This window comes from Streptomyces boninensis, from assembly GCF_048572725.1.
GTDB lineage: Bacteria > Actinomycetota > Actinomycetes > Streptomycetales > Streptomycetaceae > Streptomyces > Streptomyces boninensis.
In genome coordinates, this window is record NZ_CP183837.1 from 2,405,354 (window position 1) to 2,417,848 (window position 12,495).

The window sequence follows — 12,495 nt, forward strand, 5'->3', positions numbered from 1 at the left end:
ACGGAGACGAGGAGTGCGGGCATGCGCGTACGGAACTGGGCCCTGACCGGGCTCCGCGGCTTCGCGCTCGCGGCGATGGCGATCGGCGGCTCGCTGGCGCTCTTCATCCTCTCCGTGATCTCGATCGTCTTCATCGTGCTCGGCGTCGGCGCCTTCACCACGCCCTGGGTGCTCTCCCTGGTCAGGGCGCATGCCAACGTGCGACGGATGCTCGCCGCGCAATGGGGCGGGGTCCGGATCCCGGCCACGTACCGGCCCTTCCCGCCCGACCTGCGCACCGGCGTCATAGGACAGGTGGAGCGCTGCAAGCTGATGCTGACCGACCGCGCCACGTGGCGGGACCTGGGCTGGCTGCCGGTAGACATGATCTTCGGCTTCGCGACCGCACTGGCGGCCGGGGCACTCGTCTTCTATCCGCTGGAGGGCTTCGCCCTCGCCGCCGGGCTGTGGCACGTGCTCAAGGACGCGATGGGCGGCGCGTGGTGGTTCGGCTTCGTGCCCGTGAGCGATCAGGCCACCGCCTTCGCCGCCGCGGGGCTGGCGGCCGCGCTGGTCGGGTTCGGGCTGTACTTCCAGAAGTACCTGCTGCTGCCGCACTTCTGGCTCACCAAGGGGCTGCTCGCGCCCGGCGACGTGGCGCTGCAGCAGCGCGTGGACCGGCTGACCGAGACCCGTTACGACGCGGTCGAGACCTCCGCCGCGGAGCTGCGCCGCATCGAGCGCGATCTGCACGACGGCGCGCAGGCGCGCCTCGTCGCGATGGGCATGAGCCTCGGCGCCATCGAGGCGCTGATCGAGAAGAACCCGGCCAAGGCGAAGGAGATGGTCGCCAAGGCCCGCGGCGACTCCGCCGAAGCGCTGACGGAGCTGCGCGACCTGGTCCGCGGCATCCACCCGCCGGTGCTCGCCGAGCGCGGCCTCGGCCCGGCGGCGGAGGCCCTCGCCCTGCGCATGCCGATGCCGGTGGACGTACACGTGGACCTGCCGGGCCGCTTCGCGGAGCCGGTGGAGTCGGCCGCGTACTTCGCGATCAGCGAGGCGCTGACGAACGCCGCGAAGCACTCGGGCGCCGAGCGCGGGTGGCTCGACCTGTCGTACGAGGACGGCCGGCTGCGCGCGTCGGTGACCGACAACGGGCGCGGCGGAGCCGATGCTTCCGGGTCCGGCCTGCGCGGGATCGAACGGCGGCTCGGTACATTCGACGGCATACTGGCCGTCAGCAGCCCCGCCGGCGGCCCCACGATGATCACGATGGAGATTCCGTGCGCGTTGTCGTCGCCGAAGACCTCTTCCTCCTCCGGGACGGACTGATCCGGCTGCTGGAGGCGTACGACTTCGAGATCGCGGCGGCCGTCGACAACGGCCCGGAGCTCACGCGGGCGCTGGAGGAACAGCAGCCGGACATCGCGATCGTGGACGTACGCCTGCCGCCGACGCTGACGGACGAGGGCTTGCAGTGCGCGTTGGCGGCGCGGGCGAAGCGACCGGGGCTGCCGGTGCTGGTGCTGTCGCAGCATGTGGAGCAGCTGTACGCGCGTGAGCTGCTCGCCGACGGCAGCGGCGGGGTCGGATATCTGCTGAAGGACCGGGTCTTCGACGCGGATCAGTTCATCGACGCGGTGCGCAGGGTGGCGGGCGGCGGCACGGCGATGGACCCGCAGGTCATCTCGCAACTGGTCTCGCGCCGCTCGACGCAGGACCAGCCGATCGGCAAGCTGACGCCGCGCGAGCGGGAGGTGATGGAGCTGATGGCTCAGGGCCGCTCCAACGCGGCCATCGCGGGCGAACTGGTGGTCACGGAGCGGGCGGTGGCCAAACACACCGCCAACATCTTCGGCAAGCTGGGCCTCTCCCAGTCGGACGACGACAACCGCCGGGTGCTGGCGGTACTGGCGTACCTGGACAAGGGCTGAACCTGCCCCACCCACCCGCCCGTTGCTGTCTCCGGCCACGGACTGCCCGGGGGCGCGCTTGCGTGAGCGCTTCGGCGCCCCACCCCGCCCTGTCACACGGAGCAACGGGCGGGTGGGCGGGCACATTCCGAGCCACCCACCCAAGGTGACCATCGGACCATTCACTCGTTCTACGTACCGTGGACCACCAGCCGACAGCCACCCTCCCCGCATCCGACCAGCCTGACGACACCCACACCCCCGTGGACCTGGAGCAGGCAGAAGCCGCCCTCATCGGCCACTACCCGCGCCTCGCCAGGCTCGCCTACCTGCTCCTCCCGCCAGGCAGCGGGCGCGGCCGCCGCGTGCTTCAGGCGCACGCCATCGTCCAGCGCTCCCTCCCCCGCGGCCGCGGGGCCGCGGGCGACGACGAGGACGGCCCGGCGCTCCCCTCCCAGCGCGGCACCGACCGCGGGCAGGACGGAGCGGCCGGCCCCGGCGCGGACCCCGGGTACGCATACGTACGGCTGCAGGTCATCAAGGCCGCCCTCGCAGCGGGCGGCCCCCGCGGCCCCCTCGGCCTCCCCCGCCCCGCCCAATGGCCCCCGCTCCTCCCCCGAGTCTTCGGCCTGCGCCTCTTCCCCCGCTCCGGCGGCTCCGATGAACTCGCCCTCGACCAGGCCCTCGCGGCCCTGACCCCGGCCGCCCGCGCGGCCCACGTGATCCGCGGCCTCGAGGGCCTGAGCGACGCCGATGCGCACAGGCTCCTCGCGGCCGCGGGGGTGGCGGAGCCGGGCGTCGCGCTGGAGGAGGCCGACGGGCTGGAGTTGCCGGCCGGCAGCAGGGACGAACAGCTGCTGCGGTCCCCCGAGTTCGACCCCTGCTCGCTGCAGGCGAGGCCCACCGACCTGGTCCGCCGCCGCCAGCACACCCGCGCCACCCTCGCCGCGGCCGCCGCGCTGGCGGCGTGCGCCGCGCTGCTCGGGCTGCCCGGCGTCGGCGGCTGGGGTGACCCGGACGACGCGGCGGCCCCGTCGTATGCGCAGAACGCTTTCGCCCAGCAGGCCCTCGACCCGGCCAAGCTCGCCCACGCGGGCCGCGACGACTGGCGCGCCGCCGCCCGCCCCGACTTCGCGGCGTGGCCGGCCCGCGGGGCCCGTACCGGCGACACGAAGCTCCTCGGCCGCGCGCTGAAGGTGTGGGCCCGGCCCAGCGGTTCCGTACGCGTGTCGGCCACACCCGGGACCCTGGCCGGCCCGGCCGCCGGGGCGCCGCAGCTGCTGTTCGCCGGAGATGTCGACGGCGCGGCGGTGGTGCTCTTCCACGACGGCCAGCGGCTGGTGCGCTATGCCGAGCCGAAGGGCGCCGCCGGCCAGGGCGCGGCCCTGGACTTCGCCCGTACGGACGGCGCCGACGCCGCCTCTGCCACGGCGGTCGTGGTGAGCCGCGTCGACGGCAACGTCCGCTATCTCACCGCCCCTTGGGTCTCCGGCGTCTCGGCCCGCGACATGCTGCAACGCAGCAACACCACCGAGCCAGTACGACGCACAAAGGACGGCGTCACGCCGCCCGTACCGAGCCCCGTCGGGCAGAAGCAGTGCACCCGCTGGGAGGCTCTGGAGCTCCGCACCCGGCCCTCCGCCGGGGCCGGGTCCGCGCCGCATCTGGTCTCCGACCTGGGCGAGTTGCTGCCCGCGCGGCTGACGTACGGCAATCCGACGCAGGCCGCCGAAGGCGCCGCGGGCTCGGCGGTCGCGCGCGAGCGGTGGGCCCGTTCCGCGTGCCGCCTCGGCGCGCTGGCCGGCCAGGGCGTCCGCTCGGTGAACGCCTGGACCTTCGCCGGCCAGCCCCTCCCCGAGTCGGGCGGCACGGCGGCGTGGCTGTGCGCCCGCGCGGACACGTGGCGGGGGCGGGGGACGCAGGTGCTGGCGCTCTTCCAGCCCCCGGGCCGGTCGCAGGCGGCGGTGGCGGCGAAGGGCCGCGACACGATCGCCTGCGGCGCGCGCGAGCCGCGGGCGCTGGCCGGGGTGCTGTGGAAGTCGCGGTCCGGCAAGTGGTATGTGCTCGCGGCGGGCAGCCGCGATGTCGCGTCGGTGACGGCGTCGGGGGGCGCGTCCGGGTCGGCGCGCGGGCGCTTCCTTGCGTTGCGTACGGAGCGCGGGGTGCAGGCGGATCTGACGGCGCGGTTGGGCGACGGGTCGCGGCTGGCGGGGCTCGGCGGCTGAAAGACCGGGATCTAGCTGGATCTAGCCCGCGGGCTTGCGGTACGTAAGGAGATAGCGCCAGAACAGCCTTCTCCCGATCCGCGCCCCAGGCAGCACCCGCCCGGCGACCTCCCGCACCTCCGCCAGCGTCGTGCTCGGCCGCGCCACCGGCATCGAGTCATCCGGCGCGGTGCGAGCGGCGGCGTGGGCGAGGCGGGCGACGGCATTCACGGGCGAGGCGACAAGCGCGACCGCGTAATCCGCAGGCGTGGCCTCCCGATAGCAGCCGATCACAGCGAGCGTCCCCTGCGGCGCAAGCGCATCGCGCAGCGTGCTGAAGGCCGCCTCCAGATCCATGTGGTGCAGCACCGCGATGGAGTCGATGTAGTCGTACGCACCGGGCTCAAGATCGGCCTGCAGCAGATCCGCCTGCCGTACGTGAACATTGCCCGGCGCCCGGGCCTTGGCGGCCGCCACCATCTCCGCATCGGGGTCAAGCGCATCAACCCGCTCCGCCCGCCGGGCGAGCTTCGCGGCGAACTCCCCCCTCCCGCAGCCCGCATCCAGCGCGCGATCGACATGCGGCGGCAGCCGCCGTAGCAGAGTCCGGTGATAGTGCCGGTTGTGAACGAAAGCCATACACCCGCACCTTAGGGCCCCCGTCACGCATGTGACATCGCAAAGGCGCACAGGAAGCCCACCACCGTCACCAACCCCGTCAGCAGATGGGCATCCGAGAACGCCTCGGGGATCATCGTGTCGGCGATCATCGCGAGAATCGCCCCCGCCGCCACGGCGGTGATCGCCGCCAGCACGGTCCCGGAGGCGTCGCCGAGCACCGCGTACCCGACCAGCGCCGCCAGCCCGCTCAGCAGCGCGATCCCGCCCCAGAGCCCGAAGACGTACGCCGGCGAGCGTCGCGCCGCCCGCATCCCGGCCGCGCTCGAAAGACCCTCGGGGACATTGCTGATGAAGACCGCCGCCACCGTCGCCGCGCTGACCCCGCCCCCGGCCAGCAGACTCGCGCCGATCACCACCGACTCGGGGATGCCGTCCAGCGCCGCGCCCAGCGCGATCGCGGCGCCGGAGCCCGGCGTAGCCTCCTCCGACGGCTGGCGGGCGCCCGCCATCGCACCCGAGCGCTTGCGGTGGCGCGCGCCCCGCCGGGCGAGGACGACGTTGGCGAGGGTGTATGCGGTGGCGCCGCCCAGGGCGCCGAGGGTGGTCGGGAGCAGGCCGCCCTGTTCGTGGGCCTCCGCGATGAGTTCGAAGGACATCGCGGAGATGAGGACGCCCGAGCCGAAGGCCATCACGAGCGCGACGGCCTCGCGCGGCACCCGGGCGAAGTACCCGACCGCGGCGCCGAGGACCAGCGCCAGACCGGCGACCAGACCCCAGCCCCCCGCCTGCAAAACCTCCATCAATACCACCAAATCCCGTCGAGACGACCTCCGGCGCACGTGAAGATACCCGGCGTAGCACTCGTGTCACGTCACCGTCACCCGAGCCCGGTTCGTGGCGTTGACCATGGTGATCACCGCACGAGAGGACGCACATGACGCAGCAGGAGACCGCCTTCGCCCCCACCGCCGGTGACTGGTGGCGGGACGCGGTGATCTACCAGATCTACGTGCGGTCCTTCGCGGACGGGGACGGGGACGGGAATGGTGATCTGGGCGGGGCCATACAGCGGCTGCCGTACCTCGCCGGGCTGGGGATCGACGCGGTGTGGCTGACGCCGTTCTACGCCTCCCCGCAGGCCGACGGCGGGTACGACGTCGCCGACTACCGGGCCGTCGACCCGATGTACGGCGTGCTCGCGGACGCCGAGGAATTCATCCGCGAGGCGCACCGGCTCGGGCTGCGGGTGATCGTGGACATCGTCCCGAACCACACGTCGGACCAGCACCCGTGGTTCCAGGAGGCGCTCGTCGGGAGCGACACCGCCCGCGACCGCTACCACTTCCGCCCGCCCAGCCCCCACCCCCCGAACGACTGGGAATCCGTCTTCGGCGGCCCCGCCTGGTCCCGGACCCCCGACGGCGCCTGGTACCTCCACCTCTTCGCCCCCGAGCAGCCCGACCTGAACTGGGAGCACCCGGAGGTACGCGCCGAGTTCGAGGACATCCTGCGCTTCTGGCTCGACCGTGGGGTGGACGGGTTCCGTGTCGACGTCGCGCACGGCATGGTCAAGGCGCCGGGCATGCCCGACATCGGCCGCGGCGAGCAGGCGAAGCTGATCGGGAAGCAGGTGCTGCCGTTCTTCGATCAGGACGGCGTGCACGACATTCACCGCGGGTGGCGGAAGCTGCTCGATGCGTACGGCGGTGAGCGGATGGGGGTCGCGGAGGCGTGGGCGCCGACGGTGGAGCGGCTGGCCCTGTACGTACGGCCCGATGAGCTGCACCAGGCCTTCAACTTTCACTTTCTCGCCTGCCCGTGGGACGCGGGTGAGCTGCGCACCACCATCGACCAGTCCCTCGACGCGCTGGGCGCGGTCGGGGCGCCGGCCACGTGGGTGCTGGGGAATCACGATGTGGTGCGCCCGCGGACCCGTTACGGGAGCCTGGCCCGGGCCCGCGCCGCCGCGCTGCTGTCCCTGGCGCTGCCGGGGGCCGCGTACGTATATCAGGGCGAGGAGCTGGGGCTGCCCGAGGTCACCGACCTGCCCGACGCCGTACGCCAGGACCCCGCCTTCCACCGCAGCACCGGGCAGGACGGGCTCCGGGACGGCTGCCGGGTGCCGCTGCCGTGGGCGGGTGAGCGGGCGCCGTACGGATTCGGCGCGGACGGCTCCTGGCTGCCGCAGCCCGCGGACTGGGGCGCGCTGACCGCGGCGGCGCAGGAGGGCGACCCGCACTCCACGCTTGAGCTCTATCGCGCCGCCCTGAAGCTGCGGCCGCGCCTGCGCGGCCCGCTGGCGTGGCAGGACTCCCCGGAGGGCGTGCTGGCCTTCCGGCGCGGGGACGGCTTCGGCTGCTTCGTGAACACCGGGGAGCGGACGGTCGAGCTCCCGGCCGCCGCGGGCGTGCGGCCACTGCTGAGCTCCGGGCCGGTGGAGGTGCGCGAGGGGCTGCTGCGGCTGCCGGGGGACACGTGCGTGTGGGTGGCGTCCCCCTAGGGCCGGGGGGTGCGCGACTCCGACTCCGGGACGAGATCGGGGAGCTCGGACGGGACCGGGGGATGATCGGGGGTGTCCCCTGCTTCTGGCAGACTATTCAGTCATGGGTCAGTCGATTTCCCGGGGTGTTGCTCCCCGGTCAGCAGAGATTGCGAGGACGCTCGAGGAGCGCAAGGTCACTCCGCAGTCTGACGCTGCCCGGTCCCGGGAAGAGCGGACGGGCGGTGGCCGGAGCCTCCTCGAGCGGCTGCGCACGCCGCGGGCGCCGCGGGTGTGGTTCGAGATCCTGCTGATCGCGGTGAGCTACTACGTGTACTCGCTGATCCGTAACTCGGTGCCCGAGCACGAGGACAAGGCGCTCGCGCACGCCGACGACATCTGGGCGTTCCAGGCAAAGCTCGGGCTGGCCTTCGAGGACTCGATCAATCACGCGGTGGACGGCGTGCACTGGCTCGTCGTCTCGATGAACTACTACTACTCCAGCCTGCACTACGTCATCACCATCGGCGTCTTCGTCTGGCTGTACCGCAAGCACCCCGGCCGCTACGGCGCGATCCGCCTGACCCTCGCGGTGACCACCTTCGGCGCGCTGATCGGCTACTACCTGTACCCGCTGGCCCCGCCCCGGCTGATGACGGACAGCGTCTTCATCGACACGGTCCAGGTGCACGGCACCTGGGGCTCGACGTCCTCGGGGAATCTGGCGAACGTTTCGAACCAGTACGCCGCCATGCCGTCCATGCACACCGGCTGGTCGATGTGGTGCGGCATCACCATCGTGATGCTGGCGAAGGCGCCGTGGGCGCGGATCCTCGGCGCGCTGTATCCGATGGTGACGATCTTCGTGATCATGGCCACCGCGAACCACTTCTGGATGGACGCGGTCGGCGGCATGATCTGCCTGGCCTTCGGCTTCGCGGTCGCGTACGCGTGGTACGGGAAGAGCGTCTATCACCTTCCGCAGCAGCCGGTGCTGGTCAAGGCGACGGCTTAGCGCCTGCCCGGGCGGGAGCCCTACGGCCTGTCGCCGCGCCCCGACGTCTGGTCATTGCCCGCGCGGCGGCGGCGCAGCAGCACCACGCCGATGCCGCCGATGAGCAGCGCGATGGCGGCGCTCACCGCCGTATGCACGCGGCTGACCTGCCAGGACACCTTGGTGTACGGGGAGCTGGCGGTGGCGCAGGTGAGCAGGTCGCCCTTGTCTTTCGCCCGTACGCACACGGTCGTGGAGACCCGCGGCCCGCGGCGCTCCGGCTGCGCGACAGTGTGTCCCGCCTGCACCACCTCTCCCTCGGCGCCCTTGCCGGGGCCGGAGGGCGGGGCGACGCGCGTCTGGGAGCCGGCGTCATCGCCGGGGGTGCCGACGCGACCCGTCATCGTCAGCTTCGCCTCGCCCTTCGGGGGCAGCCGCAGCTTCCAGGTGACCTGGCGGCCGGTGGCGTCGGCGGATCCGGCGGGCTCGGAGCGGACGTGCCGGAGGGAGTCCGGCATCATCTGGGTGACGCGGGTGTGCGGCAGCCGCTGGGCGGTGTGGTTGCGGACGGTGATGGCGTACGTGGCCGTGGCGCCGTCCGACAGGGCGCGATCGGCGGTGCGGACCTCGATGGTGACCGGAGGCCTGGCCTTCGGGTCGTCATCACCTGCGGCCTGGGCGGCCGGGGCACCCGCCGTGACGCCGAGCGCGAGCAGCGCGAGGCCCGCCGCGGCGGTCCTGGAGCGGTTGGCCATACGGCCGGTCTATCAGCAGCGGGTGGCGGCCGAAGGGGGACAGACCGGACAGGGATCCGGACTGCGCCCTATCGGCGTACGCGATACCCGCCCACCCGCCCGTTGCTCCGTGCCGCAAGGCCCCGGGCAGCCGCCGCGAAGGCGAGCGGGGGGCGCCACAGCGGCCGGCCGCCTCCGCCTGACCTGGGAGCTCAGCCCCCGCCGACGACCCGCTCAGCCCTCGTAGAAGACCCGGTCCACCACACCCCGCGCCCGCCGCGTGGTCCGCCGGTAGTCCTCGAGCAGCTCGCCCGCGTGCCCGGGCCCGTATCCGAGATAGCGCCCCACCCCGGCCAGCTCCCGGCCCTCGGCCGGGAAGGTGTCGCCGGGGCGGCCGCGGACCAGCATGACCGCGTTGCGGACCCGGGTCGCCAGCAGCCAGGCCTCGTCCAGGATCTGCGCGTCCTCGGGGGCGATCAGGTCCGCCGCGGCAGCCGCGGCGAGCGCTGCCCGGGTCCTCGTCGTGCGCAGGCCGGGGACCTCGTGTCCGTGCCGCAGCTGGAGCAGCTGAACGGACCACTCCACGTCCGACAGCCCGCCGCGCCCAAGCTTCGCGTGCAGCGTGGGATCCGCCCCGCGCGGCAGCCGCTCCGCCTCCATCCGCGCCTTCAGCCGCCGGATTTCGCGTACGCCATCGGGCCCGAGCCCGCCGGTGGGATACCGGAGCGGATCGATCAGCTCGACGAACCGCCGGCCGAGCCCTTCGTCGCCCGCCACCGGCTCGGCGCGCAGCAGCGCCTGGCTCTCCCAGACCAGGGACCAGCGACGGTAGTACGCGGCGTAGGACGCGAGGGTGCGGACCAGGGGGCCGCTCTTGCCCTCCGGGCGGAGGTCGGCGTCGATGAGCAGGGGCGGGTCGGCGGTGGGGAGCTGGAGCAGCCGGCGCAACTCGTTGGCGACGGCGAAGGCGGCCCGCGCCGCCTCCTCGTCGGAGACGCCGTCGCGCGGCTCGTGCACGAAGAGCACGTCGGCGTCGGAGCCGTAGCCGAGCTCGTGGCCGCCGAAGCGCCCCATGCCGATGACGGCGAAGCGGGTGGGCAGCTCGTCGCCCCACTGGGCGCGGACGGCGGCGCGCAGCGCGCCGCCGATGGTGGCGGCGTTTATGTCGCTGATCGCGTCGCCGGTGCGGTCGACCGCTGCCGCGGTGGGCCCGCCGATGAGCCCGGTGGCGCCGGGGAGGCCGTCGTCGTCCTCGCCACGCGCCGCCTCGCTGCCGGGGGACAGGCCCGTACCGCCACCGCCACCGCCGCGGCCTGCCGCACTCGCGGCGCCGCCGGAGGACGGACCCGTACCGCCGCGGCTTGCCGCACTCGCCCCGCCTGCCGCGCTCGCCGCGCCGCCGAGGGCCGGGCCCGTTCCACCGCGCCTCGCACTCGCCCCACTCGCCCCCGGCTCCGCGTCCTCCTCGCCCGCCGCAGGCGCCCCGTACGCCTGGATGATGTCCGCCGCCGCGCACCGGAACAGCTCGCGCCGCCGCACCCCGCGGACCGCCGCCACCGCCGACTCCGGGTCGGAGTGGCGGCCGACGGCGGCCATCACCTCCTGCTCCAGCGCCGCGCGGGAGCGCGCCCGCAGCCCCTGCTCGTCGCCGAGCAGCGCCACCGCCTCGGGAGCGCGCAGCAGCAGGTCGGGGGCGAAGCGGCCGGCGGACAGGACCCGGGCCAGGTTCTCCGCCGCCGCGCCCTCGTCGCGGAGCAGCCGCAGGTACCAGGGGGTCTTGCCGAGCGCGTCCGACACCTGCCGGAAGTTGAAGAGGCCCGCGTCCGGGTCCGCCGAGTCGCCGAACCAGCCCAGCATCACGGGCAGCAGCGTCCGCTGGATCGCCGCCTTGCGGCTCATCCCGGAGGCGAGCGCCTCCAGGTGGCGCAGCGCGGCGGCAGGGTCGGCGTAGCCGAGGGCCTCCAGGCGCTGGCGGGCCGCGGCGGCGGTGAGGTGCGCCTCGCCGGGGGTGAGGCGGGCGACGGCGTCGAGGAGCGGGCGGTAGAAGAGCTTTTCGTGCAGCCGCCGCACCTCGCGGGCATACCGCCGCCAGGCCCGCCGCAGCTCGGCGGCGGGGTCGCCACGGAAGCCGAGCGACCGCCCGAGCCGCCGCAGCTCGCTCTCGCCCTCCGGCATCAGGTGCGTACGGCGCAGCTTCTGCAACTGGATGGAATGTTCCATCGAGCGGAGGAAGCGATACGCCTCGTCCAGCGCGGCCGCGTCCGCCCGCCCCACGTACCCGCCCGCGGCGAGCTCCCCGAGCGCGACGAGCGTCGTGCCGCTGCGGATGCTCTCGTCCCCCCGACCGTGCACGAGCTGCAGCAGCTGCACGGCGAACTCCACGTCCCGCAGCCCACCGGGCCCGAGCTTCAGCTCGCGCTCGACCTGCGCCGCGGGAATGTTGTCGACGACGCGGCGCCGCATCTGCTGCACGTCGGTGACGAAGTTGTCCCGCTCGGCGGCGTGCCAGACGAGCGGCTCGACGGCGTCGACGTACGCCTGCCCGAGCTCGGTGTCCCCGGCCATCGCCCGGGCCTTGAGCAGCGCCTGGAACTCCCAGGTCTTGGCCCACCGCTGGTAGTACGCGAGATGGCTCGACAGCGTCCGCACGAGCGGCCCGTTCCGCCCCTCGGGGCGGAGGTTGGCGTCGACCTGCCAGATGGTGCCCTCGGCGGTGGTGTCGGAGCAGATCCTCATCAGCCGCGCGGCGATCCGGGTGGCGGCCTGCAGCGCCTTGCCCTCGTCGGTGTCGCCGCGGGCCTCGGCGACGAAGATGACGTCGACGTCGGATACGTAATTGAGCTCGCGCCCGCCGCACTTGCCCATGCCGATGACGGCCAGCCGGCAGGCGGCGGCGTCCTCGGGGGCCTCCTCGGCGGCGATCTCCTGCGCTGCGCGCACGGTGGCGGTGGCGAGGTCGGCGAGTTCGGCGGCGGTCTCGGCGACGTCGGTGGTGCCGCAGACATCGCGCGCGGCGATGCCGAGCATGGCCCGGCGATAGGCGATGCGCAGCGCGTCGGGCCTGGGCAGCTCGGCGCCGCGCGGCCCCCAGATCCCCTCGGCGAGCGCCTGCTCGAACTCCCCGGTCGCCGGGTGCAGATCCGCCGACTCGTACGTGACGAGGGACTCCCAGTCCTCCGGATGCCGCGCCAGATGATCGGCAAGCGCCTCGGACGCCCCGAGCACCCCGAGCAGCCGGTCCCGCAAGGGCTTCGCGGAGGTGACGGTGTCCAGCAGCACCCCGCGCTGATCGTCGGGCAGCGCCTCGGCGAGCCGCACCAGCCCCAGCAGCGCCTGATCGGGATCGGCGGTGGCGCCGAGCGCGTCGAGCAGCACGGGATCCGCCTGCGCGGCAGCAAGAGCGGGAGCAGCCAGGAGCCGGTCCGCGGCAGCGGCATCGGTGAACCCGTGCCGGACGAGACGCATGACGGTGGACCGACGTCCTCCCTGCGGGATGGCCATGCGGCCCAGCTTAGCTACCGCACCGCCAGGCTCTTCTGCCGCTCTGCGCACGGTGGCGATGCGTGGTTTG

9 protein-coding genes are annotated in these 12,495 nt (G+C 73.8%); 5 read left to right on the forward strand and 4 right to left on the reverse strand.

All coding sequences use genetic code 11. The features are described from left to right. Positions 1 to 21: 21 nt before the first annotated feature. The 3 genes from ACNNMR_RS10805 to ACNNMR_RS10815 all read left to right on the forward strand — a co-directional run bounded on the left by ACNNMR_RS10805 (position 22) and on the right by ACNNMR_RS10815 (position 4,117). On the forward strand, positions 22 to 1,311 hold the full coding sequence (locus tag ACNNMR_RS10805) for a sensor histidine kinase (protein WP_420000326.1): 1,290 nt from the start codon (positions 22 to 24) through the stop codon (positions 1,309 to 1,311). Next, positions 1,263 to 1,913 carry a LuxR C-terminal-related transcriptional regulator gene (locus ACNNMR_RS10810; protein ID WP_419994336.1) on the forward strand — a complete coding sequence of 217 codons (651 nt, stop codon included), beginning with the start codon at positions 1,263 to 1,265 and terminating at the stop codon, positions 1,911 to 1,913. The genes ACNNMR_RS10805 and ACNNMR_RS10810 overlap by 49 nt, the downstream gene beginning before the upstream one ends. A gap of 179 nt (positions 1,914 to 2,092) precedes the next feature. Further along, on the forward strand, positions 2,093 to 4,117 hold the full coding sequence (locus ACNNMR_RS10815) for a hypothetical protein (RefSeq protein ID WP_419994337.1): 2,025 nt from the start codon (positions 2,093 to 2,095) through the stop codon (positions 4,115 to 4,117). 21 nt (positions 4,118 to 4,138) lie between these two features. On the opposite strand, the gene ACNNMR_RS10820 is transcribed toward ACNNMR_RS10815, so the two are convergent. Then, positions 4,139 to 4,735: a class I SAM-dependent methyltransferase gene (locus tag ACNNMR_RS10820; protein WP_419994338.1), complete on the reverse strand. Its 597-nt coding sequence runs from the start codon at positions 4,733 to 4,735 to the stop codon at positions 4,139 to 4,141. A 23-nt stretch (positions 4,736 to 4,758) separates the two neighbouring features. Continuing rightward, entirely contained in the window at positions 4,759 to 5,520 is a 762-nt protein-coding gene (locus ACNNMR_RS10825) for a ZIP family metal transporter (protein WP_419994339.1), read from the reverse strand. 131 nt (positions 5,521 to 5,651) lie between these two features. Here ACNNMR_RS10825 and ACNNMR_RS10830 point away from each other — a divergent pair, with 131 nt between their 5' ends. Then, a complete protein-coding gene (locus ACNNMR_RS10830) occupies positions 5,652 to 7,217 on the forward strand; it encodes a glycoside hydrolase family 13 protein (RefSeq protein ID WP_419994340.1) in 1,566 nt (521 codons plus the stop codon). 103 nt (positions 7,218 to 7,320) lie between these two features. Continuing rightward, a complete protein-coding gene (locus tag ACNNMR_RS10835; RefSeq protein ID WP_419994341.1) occupies positions 7,321 to 8,211 on the forward strand; it encodes a phosphatase PAP2 family protein in 891 nt (296 codons plus the stop codon). 20 nt (positions 8,212 to 8,231) lie between these two features. Here the strand turns inward: ACNNMR_RS10835 and ACNNMR_RS10840 are convergent, their stop codons facing one another. Further along, positions 8,232 to 8,945: a hypothetical protein gene (locus ACNNMR_RS10840; RefSeq protein ID WP_419994342.1), complete on the reverse strand. Its 714-nt coding sequence runs from the start codon at positions 8,943 to 8,945 to the stop codon at positions 8,232 to 8,234. Positions 8,946 to 9,158: 213 nt separating this feature from the next. Then, complete coding sequence (locus ACNNMR_RS10845) at positions 9,159 to 12,425, reverse strand: bifunctional [glutamine synthetase] adenylyltransferase/[glutamine synthetase]-adenylyl-L-tyrosine phosphorylase (RefSeq protein WP_419994343.1); 3,267 nt, start codon at positions 12,423 to 12,425, stop codon at positions 9,159 to 9,161. Positions 12,426 to 12,495: the final 70 nt, after the last annotated feature.

Bases quoted from the DNA above. Each gene is read 5' to 3' on its own strand.
- ACNNMR_RS10805 (WP_420000326.1), top strand. From the start codon at position 22: ATGCGCGTACGGAACTGGGCCCTGACCGGGCTCCGCGGCTTCGCGCTC.
- ACNNMR_RS10820 (WP_419994338.1), bottom strand. From the start codon at position 4,735: ATGGCTTTCGTTCACAACCGGCACTATCACCGGACTCTGCTACGGCGG.
- ACNNMR_RS10830 (WP_419994340.1), top strand. From the start codon at position 5,652: ATGACGCAGCAGGAGACCGCCTTCGCCCCCACCGCCGGTGACTGGTGG.
- ACNNMR_RS10835 (WP_419994341.1), top strand. From the start codon at position 7,321: ATGGGTCAGTCGATTTCCCGGGGTGTTGCTCCCCGGTCAGCAGAGATT.
- ACNNMR_RS10840 (WP_419994342.1), bottom strand. From the start codon at position 8,945: ATGGCCAACCGCTCCAGGACCGCCGCGGCGGGCCTCGCGCTGCTCGCG.
- ACNNMR_RS10845 (WP_419994343.1), bottom strand. From the start codon at position 12,425: ATGGCCATCCCGCAGGGAGGACGTCGGTCCACCGTCATGCGTCTCGTC.